The organism is Dyella sp. (genome assembly GCF_036746095.1).
In the GTDB taxonomy this organism is placed as follows: domain Bacteria; phylum Pseudomonadota; class Gammaproteobacteria; order Xanthomonadales; family Rhodanobacteraceae; genus Dyella_B.
Window position 1 is genome coordinate 38174 of record NZ_DAIOEU010000027.1, and the last position, 22555, is coordinate 60728.

Here is a 22555-nt window from a genome sequence, read left to right on the forward strand (position 1 = left end):
TTCATCATGCCCTCACGAAAATGGATGACTAAGATACGCGTGCGGTTTGTGGAGTTCCATCCCAACCCGCAGGGCAATCCTGCCCAATCCACGCGTAAAATTTCTTGGAGTTCCACCTCATGGACATTGGGGCATTTTTAAAGAATCTGAAATTCGCAGCCTTGGGCATTGCACTGATTTCCCCCGCCGCATGGGGGCTTACTACGACGCCGTCCGGTGGCTTTGTGCTCAACAAGGGAAATAACGCCAGCATTGATTTCTCTTTCCAGGTACAGAGTGATCCAGGTAGCAAGAGCTACGTCTTCTGGGCCCAGCAATTCTGGTTCGAATCGGGTCCGGGCGGTTATCTCGGCCTGCAGAGAGTCGGCCAAACAAAAAAGATCATCTTTTCCATCTGGGATGCAAAAGCGTCGCTTGCGTCCATGCCTGGCGCGATCGCCGAGCCTTTCGGCGGCGAAGGCGAAGGACAGCATGTTCTGGCGGCATTCGATTGGCAGGTGGGGCATACCTATCGCTTCCGGCTGGAGAACGTCGGCGGTGCAGGCCCGTGGTGGCAAGTATCCGTGACGGATGTCGATACGAAGGGCCAATGGGTGCTTGGACGCATTCAAGCCCTGCCCGGATGGGGCAACCTGCAACGGAATGTCACCACATTCACCGAGGTGTTCGTCAACGGAGAGCGCTGCGAAAACATACCGTACGCGAGGGGCGCCTTCTATGCGCCGGTCGCTGACGGCGGCTTGGGCGTGACTGCCAGCATTACTCCACGAACTTACGGCAATTTCAGCGCGCCGTGCTCGCTATTGCAGGTATCTGGCGCCAAGGATGGCATCAACGTTGGCACTCGCTCGGACAAGGTCGACTCCGCGATCGTTCACCAGATCGGTTTGAGCAACGGCCCCCAAAATTGGGACGACTATGACCGCAAGGGGAAAATCGGCTCCATTTACAAGTACCAAAACCCATACACCCAAAAGACCGAATATTTCAAATTGCAGTGGGTGGATGCAGGCGGGCGTTACGGATACTTCCCGATCGATGGAACAAACAACGCCTATTGGCAATATCTAGGCACAACCGAGCCGTCCTATAACGGGATCTAAGTACGGCTGAATCGTTCTGTGACTGGGGCCGGCATCCCCGTCTGAAAAAAACTGGGCGCCATTGGCGATACCTGTGCCGTAAGCATGGGGCAGGTGTCAGCTATGGCTTCAGGCTGTCTTCCTAGGTTTCGGATAGATTCCGTGGATACTTTCCTGTCATTTCCGCTCGCCGCCCGTATCGGCCATATGGGGGCAGCAACGTTGCCAAATAGGGTGCTGCACGGCCGCCAGCTGCTCGGCTTTCCGGGCAGCCGGAGGCCGTGGTCAGAAGCGCGTAGTCGGGCTAGCGAAAGCGTGCCCGAGATTGCCTCCGCCGCGCTGATGATTACACCAAGACCCGTCTGGACAAGGCGCAATTTGGTAGGCCGGGCCGCAAACCGCAGCGTCGCCATGTATGTGCTTTCCGATGCTGGGATTTGTACCTCAGCCTACGCAACTTATATGTTCGTCGTCCCGGTTCTCGCGGAACGACGGATTGGGGTGTTGCCTTAACTTCACTGCTGAGCCGTTGCGTAAGCTTTCGGTTGATCGCGTTTTTCCCCTGGCAGCACTTCGCGAAGCTGGCCTTGCACCTCGATGCATCCGAGTCCAGCCAGCGTCGCACGCAACGCTTCGTCCAGCGGCGTATAAGGCCTGCTGCCGAGAAGCGCCGCCAGCTTGGCATCATCCAGCCGAACGGGTGTTTTCCATAGATAGCGCATCTTGCGCAGCTCGCGCAGCGTTTCCGTGAAGGGGGCAGCCAAGGCCGTCAACCACCACGGGAAACGCCGGAGTGCGATATGCGGATGGTGGGTCGCGCGGCGCACCGCATCGGCCATCGCATAAGCATCCAGCCAATAGCCGCCGAAGTGATACGCGTCGAAGTCGGCAAGTTCGTGCTCGAGCAATTGCGCGATCGTTTCCGCCACGTCGGGCAGATACGCCCAGGCATGATGATGCGCGTAATCCGCCGGGTAGCGCAGCGTTTTGACCGGTTTGCCGGGTCGCACCAGCCCCTGGCCAAACCAATTATTGCCCGCATGCGGCCCGAAAAAGTCGCCGCAGCGAAGAATCAGCGCGCGTACGCCCGCGCGTGATGCCGCTGCAAGGCGCTGTTCCATCTCCGCGCGAATCTCGCCTTTGCGTGTCGGCGGATGTTGCGGCGAGTCCTCGCGCAACAACGGAAACGCGTCCGGCCCATAGTTGTAGATGGTGCCGGGCAGCACCACGCGTGCGCCGTTCGCCTTGGCGGCGGCGATGGTGTTGTCCAGCATTGGCAGCACCAGTGTGTCCCAGTTGCGGTAGCCCGGAGGATTCACCGCGTGAACGATCACCGCCGTGCCTGCCGCTGCCGCAAGTACGTCGTCGCGTTGCATGGCGTCGCCCCGGATCCATTCGATGCCGTCACACGCTGCCGGCACATGGCGTACCAGCGCACGCACCTGCCAGCCGTGCCGCTGCAATGCCAGGCAGGCTTCGCGGCCGATGCCACCGTTGCCGCCGATCACCAATGCCGTTCTGGATGTATGCATGACTTTGCCCTCCGTTGTGATGGACAAAGTCTGGTCCCGCACGGGGTGAAAGAAAATTGCCTAATGCCGTAGAGCTGTTATACAAATATGCATGGCTAGCAAAGAACCCGGTTGGGAGCTGTATCGATCCTTCCTCGCCGTGATGCGCGAAGGGAGCTTGTCCGGCGCGGCGCGCATGCTTGGCATGACGCAACCGAGCCTGGGCCGGCATGTCCGTGAGCTGGAAGAAACGCTGGGTGTGTCGTTGTTTGCGCGCTCGCCGCAGGGGCTGTCTCCCACCGAGCTGGCGCATGCCTTGCAGCCGCACGCACAATCGATGGCATCGGCCTCGGCAGCCTTGCGCCGGGCCGCCAGCGCGCGGCACGACGCCATGTCCGGCACGGTACGCATCACTGCCAGCGAGGTGATTGGCGTGGAAGTGTTGCCGCCCATGCTCGCCGCGTTCCACGAGCGCCATCCGGGCGTAGTGATCGAACTGTCGCTGTCGAACCAGGTGCAGAACCTGCTGCGCCGCGACGCCGACATCGCCATCCGCATGGGGCGGCCGGCACAGGAGGCGCTGGTTGCGCGGCACGTGGGCAACATCGCGGTGGGCCTGTATGCGCACAAGCGCTACCTGAAAGCGCATGGCCATCCAAAGACGATGGCCGACCTGGCATCGCACACGCTGATCGGTTTCGACCGCGAAACGCCGTACATCCGCGCCATGCTGCCGGCGGGCGTGCCGTATGCGCGCGAGTACTTCGCGCTGCGTACGGACAACGATCTGGCGGCGCTCGCCGCGGTGCGCGCCGGCTACGGTATCGCTGGTTGCCAATGCGGCATAGCGCAACGCGATGCAGCGCTGGTGCGTGTGTTGGAAAGCTTTCAGCTGAGCATGGAAACATGGGTGGTGATGCACGAGGACATGCGCCGCAATGCATTGGTGCGCGCGCTATACGACTACCTTGCGGCGGCCCTGGTGGAGTACGCCGCCGTTGCTCCGCCGCCCAAGGCGAAGCTTCGGGCACGGGCGAAGCGTTGAACCGGAGGCAGCAACTAGACTTGCCGCCATGACCGAAGTCAGTCCGCTTAACCGCTATCAATTGGCCGAACTGGGCGCCCTGCTGGCCGAGCCGGCGCGTGCGGCGATCCTGCTGGCGCTGATGGACGGCACCATGCGACCCGCCGGCGAATTGGCGGCCATCGCCGGCGTGAGCGCCGCCACCGCCAGTGCTCATCTCAAGCGCCTGCTCGACGGCGGCCTGCTGGGCCTGCATGAGCAAGGGCGACACCGCTATTACCGCTTGGCGAACGATGACGTGGCGGCATGGCTGGAATCCATGGCATTGCCCAACGCGACGCGTATCACGCCAAAGCGAGCCGTGCGCGATACGACATTGTGTCGTGCCCGTTCCTGTTACCGGCATCTGGCCGGGCAGCTGGGCGTGGCGCTGTGCGAAGCATGGCTGCAGCGCGGTTGGTTGCGCGCAGAAAGCGACGGCATGCTGTTGTTGCCTGCCGCAACGGATGCCCTGGCACAAGCGGGATGGCCGTCGGCGTCGCTGCACGGCTTGCTACAGCTGCGCGGGCGCGGTTGCCTGGATTGGACCGAGCGCCGTTTGCATCTGGGCGGCCCGCTGGGTGTTGCCATCACCGGCGCCATGCTCGACGCGGGATGGTTGCGCCGCGCGCAACGCAGTCGCGCGTTGTTGCCGACCCCGGACGGATTGCGCCGGCTCGCGGCACTCGGCGTACGCATCGAACGCTAGCGTGCGTTAGCGGGCATTCATGCTTGTCGGCACGCGTTAACGTCTGCAGCGTGAATGCACGATGGATTGGATCGTGCCAACGTGAAATTGCGGTGCAGGAATTTCGCGCGTTGGCTTTCGCGTGGCTTACGCCGCAGGCATTGCGATTATCGCGATCTATCAAAAAATGTAGCGCGCGCGTGAAGGCAGTTGCACAAGCGAAGCCTGGGGACGCCACCGCAATTTCAAATAGGCCAGGCACGTATCGCTTGATTTCGCGCTGGACAATGCAGCAGCCAGGCCGGGTCAGGGCGCGCTGCACGATAGATAAAAGCAATTAAGCATCGTGAAGTTTTCGTGTGCATCGTTTTCGCGAGAGTTCACGCCGCCGTTTGCTTGACGCTGATTTTTTCGGCCGATACTTTCAAATGCATTCGTCGCAGGGAGTCGCGCGGCGATGGATTCCAGGACGACGCAGGGTCGTAAAAAGGGGCGTCGTTGAGCACTGCAGCCGGCGCTGCCTGCGAGGGGAACGCAGGGGGAGCAGCACGCCGGGGCTCGGGGAATCGCAAGCGTTCATGGTTCCAACGGCGTCGCGCGCAAGCGTGACTTCACTGTCATGGGGTACGTGCGACCTCATAGGGTCCGTGCGTCCTTACTATTCCTGGGGAGTGATTTATGTCCAGCCGTTTTCGTATGAAGGCCATGCTTGTTGCCATGGGCTTGGTGTCGATGAGTGCCGTCTACGTCGAGGCAAGCCCGTTGCCGACTGCGGACAGCGCGGTATCGGCAACCAGTTCGGCGATGGTGGCGATCCATCCCGCAGTCAGCTTGCGTAGCGACGACCAGGTCGTAGGCGCATTGGCGTTTTCGCATCCGATGCACGTCGTGGTGACGCTCAAATTGCGCAACGAGCAACAGCTCGATCAGTACATCGCCAAGCCGGGCTTCAAGCCGCTGACCTCCGCACAGTTCAACGCGCAGTACGCACCGACTGCGGCACAGGCGCAAGCCGTGGCGGATTACCTGACCCGTGCCGGCTTTACCAACGTCCAGATTGCGCCCAATCGCGCATTGGTGGAGGCCGATGGCCGCGCCGATACCGCGCAGGCCGCTTTCAGCACCAGCTTCGTGCACGTGAAGACACACGATGGTCGCGATGCGTTTGCCAATAACAGCCCCGTGCATATTCCCGCCAGTTTGCAAGGCAGCGTCAATGCCGTGCTCGGCATGCAGAACGTGCATGTGTCGCACGTGTTTGCCAAGCGACTCAATCCGAACGTGGTCCACGGCAATACCGTGCAACCGTTCGCGACGGGTTCGGCGGTAGGCCATGCACCGTCCGACTTCCCGTCGATCTATGGGGCGAGCGGCATGGCGGCCGCAACGTCGGTAGCGGTGGGTTCGATTTCCTCGGGCAATATGAGCAACATCAAGAGCGACCTGGCGACGGCGGATCCTGGCGTCAGCGTCAGCTACAAAGGCAGCACCAGTGGCAGCAGCACCAGCGGCGATGGCGAGTGGGACCTGGATGCGCAGGACATCATCCCCATGGCGGGCGTGAACCAGTACACCTTCTACGTGGCCACCGACTTGAGCGATGCCAGCCTGCAGACCGACTACAACCTGGTGGTGTCGGACAACTTGCTGAAGGCCATCGATGTGTCGCTGGGCGAATGCGAAACCTCCGCGCAGTCGAGCGGTGCGGCTTCGTCGAACGATGCCACGTTCAAGCAGGCGGTCGCGCAAGGCCAGACCTTCTTCGTCTCGTCCGGCGATTCCGGCGCGGATGAATGCGGCAATGGCGGCGTCACGCCGAGCTGGCCGGCCAGCTCGCAATACGTGACGGCGGTGGGCGGCACGGAGTTGTACACCAGCCCCAACACCACCTGGCAAAGCGAAACGGTATGGAACAACTTGAGCTCGAACGAAGGCGCCACTGGCGGCAGCCCCAGCACCTTCGAGCCGATTCCGAGCTGGCAGCAAGGCGTGTCCGGCATCACCAACCAGAGCCATCGCGGCGTGCCTGACATCGCCTTCGATGCCAGCCCGGTCAGTGGCGCCTTGGTGTATGTAGACGGCCAGGCCAACCAGCAGATCGGCGGCACCAGTCTCGCCGCGCCGCTGGCGGTCGGCATGTGGGCACGCGTGCTGCAAGCAAAGGGCACCAGCCTGGGCTTTGCTGCGCCGGTGATCTACCAGGTGGCGCAATCGTCAGCGAGCAATTACGCGGCAGCGTTCCACGATGTGACCTCCGGTAACAACAGCGGCGAGAATGCCGCCGCCGGTTGGGACTACACCACCGGTTGGGGCAGCGTGGTGGTCAACCAGCTGGCCAACCTTGCCGGCGGCGGTGGGGGCACGGGTGGCAATCCGGTCGCCAACTTCACCGATAGCGTGAGCGGCTTGACCGTCAACTTCACCAATACGTCCACGGACAGCGGTGGCACCATCAGCGCGTACTCCTGGACCTTTGGCGACGGCGGCAGCTCGACCAGCGCGAGCCCGAGCCATACCTACACGGCGGCGGGCACGTACACCGTCACCTTGAAGGTGACCGACAACACCGGTGCCACCAACAGCACCAGCAAGTCGGTAACGGTGAGCAGCGGCGGTGGCGGTGCGGTGCAGGTGATCGGCAATCCAGGCTTCGAGACCGGTACTGCTTCGCCCTGGTCGATGAGTTCGGGCGTGCTATGCAGCAACAGCGGCTGCTCGGGCGAAGTCGCGCACAACGGTTCGTGGTTCGCATGGCTGGATGGCTACGGCACCACGCATACCGACACCGTGTCGCAGAGCGTGAGCATTCCGTCCGGCAAGACCAGCGCTACCTTGCAGTTCTATCTGCATATCGACACCGCTGAAACCACGGCCACGACGGCTTACGACAAATTGAAGGTGCAACTGGTCAACAGCAGCGGGACAGTGCTGGCCACGCTGGGGACTTTCTCCAACCTCAATGCAGCATCGGGCTATCAGGTGCATAGCTATAACGTCAGCTCGTACATCGGCCAGACCGTGCGGTTGAAGTTCACCGGTACCGAAGACACTTCGCTGCAAACGTCGTTTGTGCTGGATGACGTCACTTTGAATGCGCAATAGCGCTTAATGGGGCGTGCAGGGATGCTTGTTGCAAGCGGGCGGGGCTGTCACGTGACAGTCCCGCTTTTTTTTGGCGGATTGAGTACGTAGCCCCGCCCTAGCGGAGAACTGTCCCCTTCCCTGCGCCAGTAGGGGAGGGGGAGGGGGCATGTCACTGCAAGCGTCGAGATACGCGCTTATGGAAAGCGCCACTGCGCTCAGAACGTAACGCTGGTCTTCAAGCCGAATACGAACGCGTTGCGGTTTTGCGTGATGCCGCCGGGGTTGACAACGTACTGCAGGTTGGGTCGCACGCTGAGCGAAGGAATCGGATACCAGTCGTAGAACACCTCACTGGCGAATTCATAGGTGTCTGCCACCGGCATGGGAACCCCTGCGTTGAGCTGGTTATAGAGCCGCGCGTAGCGAATCAGTTCGCTGCTGCCGTGCGTGGTGCCCACAGCCACGCCAATCCTGTCCTTGCTGGGATGGAACGGCCGGTTGAACATCGCACCCAACGCGAACTGCCGATCCACCGCCGAGGTACTGCTGTCGGCCATGGTGGCGTTGAAGAACAGGCTGATTCCTTTGCCGGCAGCATCGCCGGTGATCTGTTGCTGCAAGGTGAGGTAGCCGCCGTGCCGCGCGCTTTCCTGTAGCGGTGCCTCGCCGGTGAACGCGATCGGCCGATTATGGATGTCGTAATAAAGATGTTCGCCGCCGGCGTTGTTGTACCAGCCGCCGAGCTTGTAGCTGCCCGGCAGGCCGCCGGGTGTCGGCGTCCAGCCGAATTCAAGCGGCAGCAGGGCGCCCGTAGTGCCGCCGGGGAAATTGAGCTTCCAGCCATTGCTGCGCGCCCAGGTGTTGTCGACGTAGCGCGGATTGAGCTGATACGCGCCCAGCCTTACGTAGGTCTGGTCGGTGGTGTTCCATTTCAGCGTGGTGGCCCATTGACTAACCGGCCAGTTGATCCAGTAATCGCCGACGATATTGCCGGGCTGCGAACCGCAGAAAGTGAGATTCTGGAAGTCGCACGGAAGGCTGTCGAAATCGGTGCCGACCGGCAGGCGGCCGACGCGCCATTGGAGCTTGCCGTCGAAGAACTGCTGCTTGAGCGCAAACACGGTGAGCAGCCAGGTCTGGCCACGGCCGTACACTTCTTGCACCTGTTGATACACGCCAAGGTTGGCGTCGTCGCTGAGATTGCGGCCGTTGCGGTTGGTGACCACCAGCTGGAATTCACCGCCCTGCCATCCCCACAGCTTGTCCAGGTCGAGCGTGCTGCCCAATACCCATTGATCGGCGTAGCGCGTGGTGTGTCGCGTACCCCCACTGAAGTTGTGCGCGGCCTCGCCGGTGTAGCCGAAGTCGAAGCGGATGCCTTTATCGGCGAGGCGGGTGCGTTCGCCATTCCAGTCGCCGAGGAGATACGGTGCATCGTCGGCGGCGAAGGCCGGTGTCGCGACGAAGCCAAGCAGGGCAGTGAAGAGACGAACGGCGGACGATGTCTTCGAACGGCGGGGCATTTCCATTGCGGACTCCAACAAAAAATGTGGAGTCGATTTTCCCGAGGTTTTCGCTGCAATGCTTTCAGACAGATACGAAATTGAGGCCTATTGCTTGCGTAGGTGCGCGCCTATGGATGTGCAGCCCGGATTCGCCTCACCGCGTGCCGGCCTTCGCCGGAATGACGAAATCGATATTTCGTGGGGATGAATCAATGCGTGGGCATCGCGAACTCCGGCCCGCGACTGTCTTCGCTTGCCAACCAGCGCTGCGTCACCGCCTTCTGCCGCGTATAGAAGCGCACACCTTCCGGCCCGTGCGCGTGATGGTCGCCAAACAGGCTCCTCTTCCAGCCGCCAAAGCTATGGAACGCCATCGGCACGGGGATCGGCACGTTGATGCCGATCATGCCGACCTGCACGCGATGCGCGAATTCGCGCGCCACATGGCCGTCGCGCGTGAAGATGGCGGTGCCGTTGCCAAACTCGTGGTCGTTGACCAGCTTGAGTGCGGCACCGAAATCCGGCACGCGCACCACGCACAGCACGGGGCCGAAGATTTCTTCGCGATAGATGCGCATGTCCGGGCGCACGTGATCGAACAGGCTGCCGCCAAGAAAGAAACCCTGCTCGCAGCCCGATACGCGATGGCCGCGTCCGTCCACGGCCAGTTGGGCGCCTGCCGCGAGGCCATCCTCGATATAGCCGGTGATCTTGTCGCGATGCTGGGCAGTGATCACCGGGCCCATGTCGACCTGTGCATGCATGCCGTTGCCAACGCGCAAGGCCTGCACTTTGGGCGTGAGCCTGGCCACCAGCTGGTCGGCGGTGGCGTCGCCTACCGCCACCGCCACCGAGATGGCCATGCAGCGTTCGCCCGCCGCGCCGTAGCCAGCACCGATGAGTGCATCCGCCGCTTTCTCGATATCGGCATCGGGCATCACGATCATGTGGTTCTTGGCGCCGCCGAGCGCCTGCACGCGCTTGCCGGCGGCGGTGCCGCGCGCATAGATGTATTCGGCGATCGGCGTGGAGCCGACGAAACTCACCGCGCGAATGTCCGGATGATCCAGGAGGGCATCCACCGCCGTCTTGTCGCCTTGCACGACGTTGAAGACGCCGTCCGGCAAGCCGGCTTCCTTCAATAACTCCGCCAGCATCAACGAAGCGGATGGATCGCGTTCGGAAGGCTTGAGCACGAAACTGTTGCCGCAGGCGAGCGCCATCGGGAACATCCACATCGGCACCATCGCCGGGAAATTGAACGGCGTGATGCCGGCGCACACGCCCAACGGCTGGCGCATGGTCCAGGCGTCGATATCGCCGCCGATCTGCTCGGTGTATTCGCCTTTCAGCAGCTCCGGAATGCCGCAGGCGTACTCGACCACTTCCAGGCCGCGCATCAGTTCGCCCTTGGCATCGGAAAACACCTTGCCGTGTTCGCGCGTGATGACGTCGGCAAGCTTGTCCATGTCGCGCTCGATCAGTTCCTTGAAGCGGAACATCACACGCGCGCGCTTCAGGGGCGAGGTTTGCGACCAGCCATGGAACGCCTCGGCGGCTACTTTCACGGCGGCGCTCACTTCGGCCGGCGTCGCCATGGCGACCGCGCCGATCACCTCGCCCGTGGCCGGGTTGTAAGACGGAAGGCTGTCGCCACGGCCGGCATGGCGGCGGCCGTCGATGAAATGGCCGATGGCCTGCGGCGCAGTCGGTTGGGAAACTTGTGCGGACATCAGTGGATCCTCTCGGAGATATTTCAGCGTTGCATCAGCCAGTCGTGCGCCGGGTCGTTCTTGAAGTGCCACGCGCGCTGCGCGCCGGCCATCACGTTGAGGTAGTAACCGCGATAGCCGTGCGGCATCACCACCGGGTGATAGCCGCGCGGCACCATCACCACGTCGTGGTCGCCTACCGCCATCGATTCGTCCAGGTCGCGCGCGTCGGTATACACGCGCTGGAAGGCAAAGCCCTGCGGCGGATCGATGCGGTGGTAATAGGTTTCTTCCAGTGCGCTCTCCCGGGGCAGCGCATCGGTGTCGTGCTTGTGCGGCGGATAGCTGGAGGAATGCGCGGCGGGCGTCACCACTTCCACCACCAGCAGCGATTCGGCCGGTTCGGATTCCGGCAGGATGTCGCAGATGTAGCGGGTGTTGGTGTCCTGGCCGCGCACCGAGCGTTTCATGCTGGTGGCGGGGATCAGGCGCACGGGATGCATACCTTTGGCAGGTGCGGTGGCGAGCGCCAGTTCCACCGCATCGTGTGCGGTGATTTCAAACGTTGTATTGGGCGGTGCGTAGACCGCATCGGGCGAGCGATCGTCGAATACGCTGTTGCGGCCGCCCAGCTTGTCGAACGATTCTCCGCCCGCGCGGATGTCTGCGTTGCCGGTCAGCACGACGAGGCAGCCTTCGCGATCGGCGGGCAAGGTGATTTGCAGGTTTTCGCTTGATGCAAGGCGGAAGGCTTCAAAGCCGACGTGTTTCCAGCCAGCGGATGCCGGGGTGACCTTGACGATCTCGCGCCCTTGCGCGTGACCTTTGACCAGCAAGCTCATGCGAGTGCTCCTTGCATGCGCTTTTCCTCTTCTCCCCTGCACCCCCTCACCCCAACCCTCTCCCCGGAGGGGAGAGGGAGGGTCGTGCGATTGGCGTAATACGGATTCATGCAACCTCCTGCAACGGCGCACCATCCACCAGCGCACGCAAGGTGCGATAGCCCTTCTGCGCATACGCGTAACTCGGCGCCAAGGCCGGATCCTGTTCGGCTTCCACCACCAGCCAACCGTGGTAACGGTGCGTGCGAAGCACGGCGACGATGCCCGCAAAATCGATCGCCCCATCGCCCGGCACGGTAAAGACACCGTTCAACACCGAATCGAGAAAACTCCAATGGCGATTGCGCGCATGTCGCACGATGGCTGGCCGGACATCCTTGCAATGCACATGGCAGACACGATCGATGTGCTTGCTGAGCATGGCGACCGGATCGCCACCGCCAAAATACGCATGCCCGCTGTCGAACAGCAGGCCGACGTCTTCGCCGGTGTGGAGCATCAGGCGGTCGATGTCTGCCGGAGCCTCTACATAGGCGCCCATATGATGGTGATAGGCCAGTCGCACACCATGGCCGAGCAAGTGGCGGCCAAAGGCGGTGAGCCGGTCGCCGTAGCGCTTGAAGGCATCCTCGTCACGGAAGCGCGGGCGCTTGTTAAGCGGAATGCGGCGCTCGCCCTGGATCGAATCGGCGACTTCGCCATACACCATTACCTTGCAGCCGTTCTCGGCAAGCAGGCGCAGATGCGGTTCGACGGCGGCGATTTCCTCTTCCACTGAGCGCGCGGCAAGGCAGCCCGAATACCAGCCGGAAACAACCTCCAGCCCGTAGCCGGCCATCAGCTGGCGCAACGCCGCGGGCTCGCGCGGAAATTTGTTGCCGAGTTCGAAGCCTTGATAGCCGATCTCGCGGCCTTCGCTGAGTGCCGTCGACAGCGGCGTCTCGCCACCCAGCGAAGGCAGGTCGTCATTGCTCCAGCCGATCGGGTTGATGCCGATCCTTAGGTTGAAACCGTCATGCGTCATGGGACTTGCCTGGGTAGGGCTGTTGCCGTTGCTTGGCTGTTTCATAGTCGCGCCGTGCGGCTCGCACGGCATCGCGGTCGGAGACTTCCGGCACGGCCACCTCCCACCAGGCGCCGCCGGCTTCAGTGGTGCGCCGATGGTCGGTGTCGATGGCGATCAGATACGTGTGCGTCGCAGCGCGTGCGCGTACCAGCGCCTGCTCCAGCTCGCCTATGCTGTGCACGTGTTCGGCATGTGCGCCCATCGCACGCGCATGCGCGGCGAAGTCGATGGCCGGTGCGCCGTCGGCACCCTGCAGGCAATCGTCGAGCATGTTGTTGAACGGCGCGCCGCCGCAAGCCTGCTGCAAGCGGTTGATGCAGCCGAAACCGCGGTTGTCCAGCACCACGATGATCAGTTTCAGACCCAGCATCACCGAGGTGGCGATTTCCGCGTTGAGCATCAGGTAACTGCCGTCGCCCAGCATCACGATCACTTCGCGCTCGGGTTTGGCCATCTTTACACCCAGGCCACCGGCAATCTCGTAGCCCATGCAGGAGTAGCCGTACTCCATGTGGTAGCCGCCGGGCGTGTCGGTACGCCACAGTTTTTCCAGTTCCGCCGGCAGCGTGCCAGCCGCGCACACGACGATGTCGCGGTGGGTGGAATCGGCATGCGAACGCTGCACGGCGCCGATGATCTCGCCGTCGCAAGGAAGCGTGCCGGCGGGAAGTTCGCGGCGCGACGTGATGTCGTCCACGCTGTGGCGCCATGCCTGCGCCAGATGTTGTGCGCGTGCTTGCCAGCTGGCATCGCCACGCCACGTGCCGAGCGCGGAGGAAAGTGCTTCCAACCCCAGGCGCGCGTCGGCCAGCACCTGGGCGTCGCCGCCTTTCAATGCGTCGTAGCCGTTGACGTTGAGTGTGACGATGCGCGCACGGGTGTAAAGCGCGTTGGAGCCGGTAGTGAAATCCTGCAGGCGCGTGCCGACGGCAAGTACCACGTCCGCCTCGGCCAACAGCTCGTTCGCAGCGGTGGAACCGCACACGCCGGCCGGCCCGAGTTGCAGGCGATGCTGCCAGGGCAGCGTGCCTTTGCCGGCCTGGGTTTCGGCCACTGGCACACCATGTGTTTCGGCGAAGCGGCGTACGGCATCGCTGGCTTGCGCATACAGTGCGCCGCCGCCGGCGATCAGCACGGGATGCTTTGCATCGCGCAGTGTTTGCACGGCGGTTTCGATATCCTCCTGCGCGGGCGGAAGACGGCGAAAGCCGTGCAGGCGCGTTGCGAAGAATGCTTCAGGCCAATCGAAGGCTTCGGCTTGCACGTCTTGCGGCAGCGCGAGCGTCACCGGCCCGCACAAGGCGGCATCGGTCAGCACGTGCATCGCGCGCGGCAGGGCGGTGAGCAATTGCTCGGGTTTGACGATGCGATCGAAATAGCGCGAGACGGGCCGCAGGCAATCGTTGACGCTGGCGGTACCGTCGCCGAAATCCTCCAGCTGCTGCAGTACCGGATCGGGCGCGCGCGACACGAAGATATCGCCCGGCAACAACAGCACCGGCAGGCGGTTGACGTGTGCCAGCGCGGCCGAGGTCACCAGGTTGGTGGCGCCCGGGCCGATCGAGGTGGTCACGGCCATCATGCGCCGGCGCATCTGCGCCTTGGCATAGGCGATGGCAGCGTTCGCCATGGCCTGCTCGTTGTGCGCGCGGTAGGTCGGCAACTGCGCGCGATGTTGATGGAGCGCTTCACCCAATCCCGCCACATTGCCGTGGCCGAAGATGGCGAAGATGCCGCCGAACAACGGCAGCAGCTCGCCGCTTTCCTCATCGCGCACCTGCTGCGCGGCAAGATAGCGCACCAGAGCCTGGGACATGGTCAATCGCACGCGGTTCACGCCGCCACTCCTTTCGCCTGATGCACGTTGCTGCGCGCCTGCTGCCAGAGCGCTGCCAGTTTGGCGAACTGTTGCGCGGCGCGTTCGACCAGTGCGGCGTCATCGATCTCATGCGCGAGCCACGCGCGTGCCGGTTCGTAGAACAGGCTGCGGCCGACGGCGAAGCCCCGGCAACGGGTACTGTGCGCGGCCACTGCGAAACCTTCCGCCAATTCCGCGAATGGCGCGTTGAGGCCAAGCAGCACCACGCCGCGGCAATACGGATCGCGTTCGGCGATCAAGGCATCGATCGCCACCCAATCCGCCGCCGGCATGGGTTTCAACTTCCACCACTCCGGACGAATGCCGAGGTTGTAGAGGCGTTTCATTGCGCGTACCACGCGTTCGCCCGGCGTACCGATGGCGGCAGGATTGGCAGGCGGAATGATTTCCAGCAGCAACTCATGGCCGCTCTGCCTTACCGCCGCGTAGAGCGCATGCAGCTGCGTTTCCTGTTCAAGCCGGGATTCGGCCTCGCCGTCGGGATCGAATTGCACCAGGCACTTCACCACATGTTCGCGCGGCCATTGCACCAGCTGGCTGCCGATCGAGCGGCCGTATTCGAATTCCAGTGGGTTCGATCCCGGCATTTCCACCGGACGGCCGACCCACCAGCCGCGTCCGGTGGCGGCATGCAGGGCGTCTTCGCCGTAGCGTTGGTCGATCAGTACACCGACGCGATGTTGCAGGCCGAGTTCGCGCTCCGCTTTGGCCACGGCTTCCACCAGCAGTTGCTTCAGGCGCGGCAGGCGGAATTCATCGGCGTCGCACTCGCAGGCCAGGTCGTAGAACTGGCTGCGATGATCGAAGGCAAAGATGTGCAGGTCATGCCAGACCGGACGCGCCACGCTGACGCGATGCAGATGCGCCAGCTCTTCGTCCTGGTCCGGCTGCTGCAGGCGATCGGCGTGGGCTAGGAAATAGTCCAGTTCCGCGCGGCTCGGCATGGCCGGGGCGCATGCATGGCGGGAAACCACCATCGCGCCGCAGGCATTGGCGTAGGCGCAACTGCGTTCGATGCCTTCGTCGCGCAGCCAGCCATACAGGAAGCCGGCCATGAAAGCGTCGCCGGCGCCCAGCACATTGAGTACTTCCACGCGCGTGCCGCGATAGGTGGGCGCTTCGTCGATATTGCCGGGTACGGCGGCTTCGATCACGCTGCAACCGAGCGCGCCACGTTTCACTACCAGCGTGGCTCGGGTGACGGCACGTACCGCGCGCAACGCTGCGAGCAGATCACGGTTGCCTCCGGCAATATGGAATTCTTCCTCGGTGCCGACGATCAGGTCGAACTGCGGCAAGATCCTTTGCAGATGCGCGGTAACGCCGTCGTCGGCAACAAAGCGCGTTTCGCCATCGCCATGAGCGGTAAGGCCCCACAGCACGGGACGATAGTCGATATCCAGCACCGTGCGCACGCCGTGCCTGTGCGCGAAGGCCAGCGCCTTGCTGCTGGCCGCGTGCACCCACGGCGTGGAGAAATGCGTGCCGGTAATCGCGAGCGCGCGGCTGGAGGCGATGAAGTTTTCGTCGATATCGGTTTCGTCGATCGCCATGTCCGCGCAGTTTTCGCGGTAGAAGATCAATGGAAACGTATCGCGATCCTTGATGCCGAGCAGCACCAGCGCCGTGAGACGCTCGCGATCGATGCTGACGTGGCTCACGTCGCAGCCTTCGCGTTGCAGCGTTTCGAGCAGGAACCGGCCCATGTGGTCGTCGCCGACGCGGCTCAGCATGGCGGTGCGCAGGCCGAGGCGCGCGGTGCCGAACGCGGCATTGGCGGATGAGCCGCCTAGGTATTTGGCGAAGCTGGTGGCGTCTTCCAGGCGTGCGCCGGGTTGCTGGGCGTAGAAGTCGACGGCGAGTCGGCCGAGGCAGATGAGGTCGTATTGGCGTGCGTTCATGTGCATGTGCTCGCGAATCAAAACGAAGCCGCGGACCGGTTCCCTCTCCCCTCCGGGGAGAGGGTTAGGGTGAGGGGCTGGGGTCCCAGGGAGCTTCTTGGATGCAGGCAGGCTTTGGCTTTTGCATCTCGCGCAGAACTAACCGCGCCGCGAGATTCGCCCCTCACCCCAGCTCTCTCCCCAGAGAGGAGAGGGAGCACTCCGGCATTGTGAAGAAGCAAGGGCTTCATGCCGCCCGCCCCTCAAGCTCCGCCACCAACCCCTGAATCTCCGCACCTCCGGCCATCATGTCGAGCAACGCCTCCTTGGCAATCTCCTGCTTTGCAAACGTCCCCATCGACTGCCCGCGGTTGAGCAACGTAAAGCTGTCGCCAATCGGATAGGCGTGATGCACGTTGTGCGTAATGAAGATCACCGAGATGCCGCGCGCCCGCGCCGTATGAATCAGCTTGAGCACGTTGCAGCTCTGCTTCACGCCCAGCGCAGCCGTAGGCTCATCGAGGATCAGCACCTTTGCGCCGAAATGGATCGCGCGCGCAATTGCCAGGCACTGGCGTTCGCCGCCTGACATGGTGCCGACGGCCTGATGCGGCGAACGGACGTGGATACCCATGTCGGCCAGTTTTTCTTCCGCCACGCGTGCGGCGTGGTCGATATCCATCACCGGAACCAGGCCGAACAGCTTGCGCACCGGCTCGCGCCCGGCAAAGAAGTTGCGCGCCACGCTCATCAGCGGCACCAGGGCCAGGTCCTGGTATACGGTGGCGATGCCGTGATCCAGCGCCTCGCGCGGCGAGTTGAAATGCACTTCCTTGCCGTCGACGAGATAACTGCCGCGGCTGGGTGGATGTACTCCGGCCAGCGTCTTGATCAAGGTGGATTTGCCGGCGCCGTTGTCGCCCAGCAGGCAGTGCACCTCGCCGCGGCGCAGGCGCAGCGTGACGTCCTGCAGTGCGATCACCGTGCCGAAGAATTTGCTGACGTTTTCCAGTTGCAGGATGTAGTCATCACTCATGAAGGTGCCCTCACTTGCTGCGCGTCGCGTGCAGGCGCACGTAGTGGTTGAACAGCACCGCCAACAGCAGCATGGCGCCCAGGAATACGCGATACCAATCGGAATCGAAGCTGGTGTAGGAAATGCCGATCTGCACCACGCCGAAAATCAGTGCACCAAAGCAGGCGCCGAGCACGGAACCGTAGCCGCCGGTAAGCAGGGCGCCACCGATGACGGCGGCGATGATCGCCTCGAATTCCTTTTGCAGGCCGCGGTCGGCAGCGGCGGAGCCCACGTCGGCCACCTGCAGCACACCGAACAGGCACGCACAAAAAGCGGTGCATACGAACAGGCTGATCTTCACGCGGCGCACCGGCACGCCAACGTTCTGCGCTGCGGCCGCATCGCCACCCACGATGAAAATCCAATTGCCGAAGCGGGTGCGCGAAAGCACGAAGCCCGCGCCCACCGCCATCAGCAACCACCACAGCAATACCTTGGGAATGCCGGCAATGATCGGATCGCCATTGGGCAGCTTGTCGATGACACCTGCCTGCGCGAGCCATACGAACAGGCCGTGCCATGTGCTGCCCTGGAACAGCGTGCTCACCACCGGATCGCTGCCCACCTTGTCCCCCACGCCACTGACGATGGTGCTGTTGGAGAAATACGTGGACAGCACCAGGGTGAGCCCGCGCAGGATGAACATGAAAGCCAGCGTGACGATAAAGCTGGGCAGCCGCGTGCGCACCACCAGGTAGCCGTTCAACCAGCCCAGCGCCATGCAACCGGCAAACGCGAACAGCACCGACGCCCACATCGGCCAGCCCATGAACATCGCCGGCACCGCCATCATCATCCCGGCGAAACCGATCATCGAGCCGATCGAAAGATCGAACTCGCCGGCGATCATCAACAGGCACGCACCGACCGCGATGATGCCGAGGTAGGCCGCGACTTGTGCCCAGTTCATCACGCCATCGAGATTGAACATGCCCGAATCGCCGGCAAAGATGCCGAACAGCACGAACACCAGCACCGCGCCGGCAATGGAACCGAATTCCGGGCGGCTGATGAAGCCACGCCAGGGCGAAATGCGCCGTACCCGTTCATCGTTCTGCACGGAAGTGTTGTCCTTGCGTGTCGTGAGGGGCAGATGGGAAGTCGTGCTGCTCATGCGCATCTCCGCGAGCGGCTTGTCATCGATACTGGCCGGCGTACTTGGCCACGGTATCGACGTTGTCCTTGGTGACGAATGCAGGACCCGAGCTGACGCCCTGGCTGGTATACACCGGCTGCAGGCCGTATTCCTTCAGGCGCGACTGGAAAGCGGGATTGGCTTTGAGCTTGGCGATGATGGTGGCCGGATCGCGTGTGTTGTCTTCGTGTGCGATGGCCAGTGCGGCGATCGCCATATAGCCCTGCAGATACGGCTGCTGGTCGATGGCGAAGTTGATGGCGCCCTTGCGGATGCCATCGATGATGGAGGGGGAAAGATCGAAGGTGGCGAAATAGATCTTGCCGGCCCGCCCCATCCGCTGCAGCGCCAGCAGGCTGGGGTCGGCCGAATTGGGCCCCAGGGCCAGAATGGCCTGCGTGCGGGGATTATTGCGAAGGTAGGCGCTGACCTTGTTTTCTACCACCGTGGGATCGACGCCGGTATCGATCATCGACGTGCGTGCATCCACCCCAATGGCATCCGCAAAACCCTTGCAGCGCTGGAACGCGGCGGCATTGGCGGCGTTGTGATTGACGCACACGAACGAGGTGATGCCGGCGGCCTTTGCACGCTCGCCGGCGGCCTTGCCGGCTTCGTATTCCGGCTGGCCGATATGCATGATCGCGCCAAGCTTTGCGCTTTCCTGCTGCGTGCCGGAGTTGATGGTGACGAGCGGAATGCGCTTGGCGGTGATGCGCAGGGTTGGCTTGGACAATACGTCGAAATCGGCAATGTCGAACGCCACGCCGTCGTAGTTGCGCGCGGCGGCCTGTTCGACCAGGCGCGCCATGTCGGCGAGGTCGCCATTGGGCGGATTGCGGTAGTCGACTTGCACGCCGAAATCGTCCCCGGCTTGCTTGATCGCATTCTTGACCGTGTTCCACCACACATCCGAATCGGCGGCATGGCTGATCAACACGTAGCGCTCTTGGGTGTGCGGCCCAGCGGCAGCCGTGGCAGCCGGGGCCGCGAGGGCGGCCAGCATGCCCGCCAGCAAGGTCGAGATCCACCGCGTACGCATAGCGTCTCCAAAGTGAAGACCGGTGCCGTGCCCGGCCGGAGAAGGCGCGCCCGCGAGATGGCCGCACCGTGGACGCGAGCATAAGAACGCCGCTTCCGCAATTGCAATTTGCATTGCACAAAAGAAATTTATGGAAATATTTTTCCAAGCGGCGCTAGGATTGCCACCGGACTTCAGCGGAGGCCACGCATGGCCAAACAGGGCGCCGTCGACGAACTACTGCAGCGGATAGCGCAAGATTTTGAGAGCCTGCCGAGGCAGTTGCAGAACGTGGCCAGCTACCTGGAACGGGAGCGGGCGAACATCATGGTCCAGCGCATCAACGAGATTGCAGCGGGTTGCGAGGTGCATCCATCGGCGGTGGTGCGTTTTGCGCAGCGCTTCGGCTATTCCGGCTTCAGCCAGATGCAGGCCGTATTCCGCAACGACTACACCGAGGCGGTGACACCCGCGCGCAGCTATCAGCAACGCATCCGCCGCGTCATCGCCGAAGGCGAAGGCAACCTGCCGGCATCGCAAATGGCCTTGCGCTTTATCGACGCCAACCGTACCGGGCTCGACGAACTGGTGAAAACCTTCAACGCCAAGCAGTTCGACGCGGCGGTCGACATGCTGGTCAAGGCGGAAAACATCTACGTGGTGGCGGTGCGGCGCACTTTCAGCATCGCCAGCTACATCGTGTATGCCCTGCAACACACCGCCAAGCGCGTGCACCTGGTGAGCGGACTGGGCGGCATGTACCGCGAGCAGATCCGCAGCATCGGCAAGAGCGATGTGCTGATCGCCATCAGCTATCCGCCCTACGGCAAGGAAACGCTTTATTGCAGCCGCATGGCGCACCAGCACAAGGCCAGGGTGCTGGCGATTACCGATAGCGCGCTAGGTGCCTTGGGCAGGGAAGCCCATGCCACGCTGCTGGTGCAGGAAAGCAGCGCATTCGCCTTCCGCGCACTGACCAGCACCATCTGCCTGTGCCAGGCGCTGTTCGTGGCGCTGGCGTACAAGCTCGAATTGAAAGTCGAAGAGACCACCCATCCCGGAGAATACGATGACTAATCAGGAACGCATCGGCGTTGCGCTGTTCGGCGCCGGGCGCATCGGCAAGATCCACGCCGGCAATCTTGCGCGGCATCCGCATACGCGGCTGCGCTATGTGGTGGATGTGCAGCAGCCATCAGCCGAAGCGCTCGCAGTCCAGCATGGCGCTACGGTTGCCGGCATCGACGAAGCACTGGCCGATGCTGGCGTTGCGGCGGTCGTCATTGGTTCCAGCACGGATACGCACGCGGACCTGATCATGCGCGCCGCGGCGGCCGGCAAGGCCATCTTCTGCGAGAAGCCGGTGGACCTGGACGTGGCGCGTGCACGCTCCTGTGCGGAGGCGGTCAGGCGTGCCGGCGTTACCTGCATGATCGGTTTTCAGCGCCGCTTCGATCCGACCTTTGCCGCCTTGAAACAGCGATTGGATGCCGGCGAGATCGGTACGCCGGAACTCCTGATCGTCACCAGCCGCGATCCGGCGCCACCGCCGGCCAGCTACATCGCCCATTCTGGTGGCGTGTTCAAGGACATGCTGATCCACGACTTCGATATTTTTCGCTGGATTCTCGGCGGCGAGGCCGTAAGCGTGCACGCCACCGGCGGCTGCCCGAACATGCCGGAAGTCGCCGCGGCCGGTGATATTTCCCACGCGGCAGTCACCTTGCGCACGCGCGATGGGGCGCTATGCCAGATCAATACCTCGCGCCGTGCCGCGTACGGTTACGACCAGCGCTTTGAAGTGCTTGGCAGCAGGGGGCTTTTGCAGGCCGGCAACGTGCGGCCGACGGAGGTGATTGCGTGGAATGGCGATGCGATCAGCAGCGACAAGCCGGAGGCATTCTTTCTGGAACGCTACCGCGCGGCGTATGCCTTGGAGATCGAGCATTTCTTCGATGCCTTGGTTAACGGCACGCCGGTGCGTACGACCATCGAGGATGGCATCAAGGCATTGGAGTTGGCTGAGCTGGCAACGCGTTCGTGGCGTGAGGGCAAGGCGATCGACTGCGCGGTGTAGTACGTCGCCGTCATTCCGGCGAAAGCCCATTCATTGCTGTCCGGGGAAAATGAAGTTCTTCAAAAAAAATGCGCGGGCATAGCACCCGGCATCGAAAATTTTCCATGGAAATACAGTGCCATCAGCTCGTCATTCCAGCTTTCGCTGGAATGACGTCGTTTTAGCTTTCCCGCAAGAACGGCGAAAATTTCCCCGCACAGCAGTGGGCGAAAGCCGGAATCCAGTGAAATACGCCGTGCGAAGCACACAAAACCTTTTTTGTCGTGTGCTGTGCACGCCATTTTTTTTCTGGATTCCGGCCTTCGCCGGAATGACGATGAGCGAAATTTGCCTTCCCGCGTGATCTCACCCTGGAGCTAAGAGCGAAGTCCCACGCCGCGCTTGAGCAGGTTCAATGCGACCCACGACAGCCCGATCACAAACAGCAGCATCACCCCGAACGCCACGCCGATGTGCACGTCGCTGATGCCCAGCACGCCAAAGCGGAATGCATTGACCATGTACAAAATGGGGTTGATGCGCGAGATCGCCTGCCACGGTTCGCTCAACATTTTCACCGAATAGAACACGCCGCCCAGATAGGTGAGCGGTGTCAGTACGAAGGTGGGAACCAGTGCGATATCGTCGAACTTCTTGGCGTAGATCGCATTGACGAACCCGGCCAGCGAAAAGATCGTGGCGCCGAACAGCACCGACAATAGCGTGACCGCGATGTGCGCGATCTGCAGGTGCGTGAAGAACAGCGCAATCAGCAGCACCAGGAAACCGACCACCAGCCCGCGCGTCACCGCGCCGGTGACGTAGCCCAGCAGGATCACCCAGTTCGGCATCGGCGATACCAGCATTTCTTCTACAGAGCGCTGGAACTTGGCGCCGAAGAACGAGCTGGAGATGTTGCCGTAGCTGTTGGTGATGATGCTCATCATCACCAG

Annotated in this window: 17 protein-coding genes; 6 read left to right on the forward strand and 11 right to left on the reverse strand. The window is 62.6% G+C overall.

Translation table 11 applies throughout. From position 1 onward, the window contains the following. Positions 1 to 119: 119 nt before the first annotated feature. On the forward strand, positions 120 to 1103 hold the full coding sequence (locus V7M64_RS12355; RefSeq protein ID WP_333679451.1) for a DUF3472 domain-containing protein: 984 nt from the start codon (positions 120 to 122) through the stop codon (positions 1101 to 1103). Between the two features lie 494 nt (positions 1104 to 1597). Here the strand turns inward: V7M64_RS12355 and V7M64_RS12360 are convergent, their stop codons facing one another. Beyond that, positions 1598 to 2614 carry an NAD-dependent epimerase/dehydratase family protein gene (locus V7M64_RS12360; RefSeq protein ID WP_333679452.1) on the reverse strand — a complete coding sequence of 339 codons (1017 nt, stop codon included), beginning with the start codon at positions 2612 to 2614 and terminating at the stop codon, positions 1598 to 1600. A 91-nt stretch (positions 2615 to 2705) separates the two neighbouring features. Between V7M64_RS12360 and V7M64_RS12365 the strand changes: the two genes are divergently transcribed. The 3 genes from V7M64_RS12365 to V7M64_RS12375 all read left to right on the forward strand — a co-directional run bounded on the left by V7M64_RS12365 (position 2706) and on the right by V7M64_RS12375 (position 7446). Further along, the gene (locus tag V7M64_RS12365; protein ID WP_333679453.1) at positions 2706 to 3638 is read left to right on the forward strand and encodes a LysR family transcriptional regulator; all 933 of its coding nucleotides are present in this window, start codon (positions 2706 to 2708) and stop codon (positions 3636 to 3638) included. Between the two features lie 28 nt (positions 3639 to 3666). Beyond that, on the forward strand, positions 3667 to 4365 hold the full coding sequence (locus V7M64_RS12370; protein ID WP_333679454.1) for a helix-turn-helix transcriptional regulator: 699 nt from the start codon (positions 3667 to 3669) through the stop codon (positions 4363 to 4365). Positions 4366 to 5022: 657 nt separating this feature from the next. After that, positions 5023 to 7446, forward strand: coding sequence for a protease pro-enzyme activation domain-containing protein (locus V7M64_RS12375; RefSeq protein ID WP_333679455.1), 2424 nt, complete (start codon positions 5023 to 5025; stop codon positions 7444 to 7446). A 197-nt stretch (positions 7447 to 7643) separates the two neighbouring features. On the opposite strand, the gene V7M64_RS12380 is transcribed toward V7M64_RS12375, so the two are convergent. The 9 genes from V7M64_RS12380 to V7M64_RS12420 form a co-directional block, all read right to left on the reverse strand. Continuing rightward, positions 7644 to 8957, reverse strand: coding sequence for a carbohydrate porin (locus V7M64_RS12380; RefSeq protein ID WP_333679456.1), 1314 nt, complete (start codon positions 8955 to 8957; stop codon positions 7644 to 7646). A gap of 185 nt (positions 8958 to 9142) precedes the next feature. Next, the gene (locus V7M64_RS12385) at positions 9143 to 10666 is read right to left on the reverse strand and encodes a CoA-acylating methylmalonate-semialdehyde dehydrogenase (RefSeq protein WP_333679457.1); all 1524 of its coding nucleotides are present in this window, start codon (positions 10664 to 10666) and stop codon (positions 9143 to 9145) included. A 23-nt stretch (positions 10667 to 10689) separates the two neighbouring features. Then, positions 10690 to 11487: a 5-deoxy-glucuronate isomerase gene (gene iolB / locus V7M64_RS12390; protein ID WP_333679458.1), complete on the reverse strand. Its 798-nt coding sequence runs from the start codon at positions 11485 to 11487 to the stop codon at positions 10690 to 10692. 106 nt (positions 11488 to 11593) lie between these two features. Further along, positions 11594 to 12511, reverse strand: coding sequence for a myo-inosose-2 dehydratase (gene iolE / locus V7M64_RS12395; protein ID WP_333679459.1), 918 nt, complete (start codon positions 12509 to 12511; stop codon positions 11594 to 11596). Next, complete coding sequence (gene iolD / locus V7M64_RS12400; protein WP_333679460.1) at positions 12501 to 14390, reverse strand: 3D-(3,5/4)-trihydroxycyclohexane-1,2-dione acylhydrolase (decyclizing); 1890 nt, start codon at positions 14388 to 14390, stop codon at positions 12501 to 12503. The genes iolE and iolD overlap by 11 nt, the downstream gene beginning before the upstream one ends. After that, a complete protein-coding gene (gene iolC, locus V7M64_RS12405; RefSeq protein WP_333679461.1) occupies positions 14387 to 16333 on the reverse strand; it encodes a 5-dehydro-2-deoxygluconokinase in 1947 nt (648 codons plus the stop codon). The genes iolD and iolC overlap by 4 nt, the downstream gene beginning before the upstream one ends. A gap of 226 nt (positions 16334 to 16559) precedes the next feature. After that, a complete protein-coding gene (locus V7M64_RS12410; protein ID WP_333679462.1) occupies positions 16560 to 17348 on the reverse strand; it encodes an ATP-binding cassette domain-containing protein in 789 nt (262 codons plus the stop codon). A 10-nt stretch (positions 17349 to 17358) separates the two neighbouring features. Further along, positions 17359 to 18504 (reverse strand): ABC transporter permease, encoded by a 1146-nt coding sequence (locus V7M64_RS12415; protein ID WP_333679463.1) that lies wholly within the window; start codon positions 18502 to 18504, stop codon positions 17359 to 17361. A gap of 22 nt (positions 18505 to 18526) precedes the next feature. After that, the gene (locus V7M64_RS12420; RefSeq protein WP_333679464.1) at positions 18527 to 19567 is read right to left on the reverse strand and encodes a sugar ABC transporter substrate-binding protein; all 1041 of its coding nucleotides are present in this window, start codon (positions 19565 to 19567) and stop codon (positions 18527 to 18529) included. A 189-nt stretch (positions 19568 to 19756) separates the two neighbouring features. Between V7M64_RS12420 and V7M64_RS12425 the strand changes: the two genes are divergently transcribed. Then, positions 19757 to 20623: a MurR/RpiR family transcriptional regulator gene (locus V7M64_RS12425; RefSeq protein WP_333679465.1), complete on the forward strand. Its 867-nt coding sequence runs from the start codon at positions 19757 to 19759 to the stop codon at positions 20621 to 20623. After that, entirely contained in the window at positions 20616 to 21623 is a 1008-nt protein-coding gene (gene iolG, locus V7M64_RS12430; protein ID WP_333679466.1) for an inositol 2-dehydrogenase, read from the forward strand. The genes V7M64_RS12425 and iolG overlap by 8 nt, the downstream gene beginning before the upstream one ends. 356 nt (positions 21624 to 21979) lie before the next feature. Here iolG and V7M64_RS12435 read toward each other — a convergent pair. Continuing rightward, a partial coding sequence (locus tag V7M64_RS12435; RefSeq protein ID WP_333679467.1) for an ABC transporter permease occupies positions 21980 to 22555 on the reverse strand: 576 nt, incomplete at its 5' end.

Bases quoted from the DNA above. Each gene is read 5' to 3' on its own strand.
- V7M64_RS12410 (WP_333679462.1), bottom strand. From the start codon at position 17,348: ATGAGTGATGACTACATCCTGCAACTGGAAAACGTCAGCAAATTCTTC.
- V7M64_RS12370 (WP_333679454.1), top strand. From the start codon at position 3,667: ATGACCGAAGTCAGTCCGCTTAACCGCTATCAATTGGCCGAACTGGGC.
- V7M64_RS12420 (WP_333679464.1), bottom strand. From the start codon at position 19,567: ATGCGTACGCGGTGGATCTCGACCTTGCTGGCGGGCATGCTGGCCGCC.
- V7M64_RS12360 (WP_333679452.1), bottom strand. From the start codon at position 2,614: ATGCATACATCCAGAACGGCATTGGTGATCGGCGGCAACGGTGGCATC.
- V7M64_RS12415 (WP_333679463.1), bottom strand. From the start codon at position 18,504: ATGAGCAGCACGACTTCCCATCTGCCCCTCACGACACGCAAGGACAAC.
- V7M64_RS12375 (WP_333679455.1), top strand. From the start codon at position 5,023: ATGTCCAGCCGTTTTCGTATGAAGGCCATGCTTGTTGCCATGGGCTTG.
- iolC (WP_333679461.1), bottom strand. From the start codon at position 16,333: ATGAACGCACGCCAATACGACCTCATCTGCCTCGGCCGACTCGCCGTC.
- iolG (WP_333679466.1), top strand. From the start codon at position 20,616: ATGACTAATCAGGAACGCATCGGCGTTGCGCTGTTCGGCGCCGGGCGC.
- V7M64_RS12380 (WP_333679456.1), bottom strand. From the start codon at position 8,957: ATGGAAATGCCCCGCCGTTCGAAGACATCGTCCGCCGTTCGTCTCTTC.
- V7M64_RS12355 (WP_333679451.1), top strand. From the start codon at position 120: ATGGACATTGGGGCATTTTTAAAGAATCTGAAATTCGCAGCCTTGGGC.
- V7M64_RS12425 (WP_333679465.1), top strand. From the start codon at position 19,757: ATGGCCAAACAGGGCGCCGTCGACGAACTACTGCAGCGGATAGCGCAA.
- V7M64_RS12385 (WP_333679457.1), bottom strand. From the start codon at position 10,666: ATGTCCGCACAAGTTTCCCAACCGACTGCGCCGCAGGCCATCGGCCAT.
- V7M64_RS12365 (WP_333679453.1), top strand. From the start codon at position 2,706: ATGGCTAGCAAAGAACCCGGTTGGGAGCTGTATCGATCCTTCCTCGCC.
- iolB (WP_333679458.1), bottom strand. From the start codon at position 11,487: ATGAGCTTGCTGGTCAAAGGTCACGCGCAAGGGCGCGAGATCGTCAAG.
- iolE (WP_333679459.1), bottom strand. From the start codon at position 12,511: ATGACGCATGACGGTTTCAACCTAAGGATCGGCATCAACCCGATCGGC.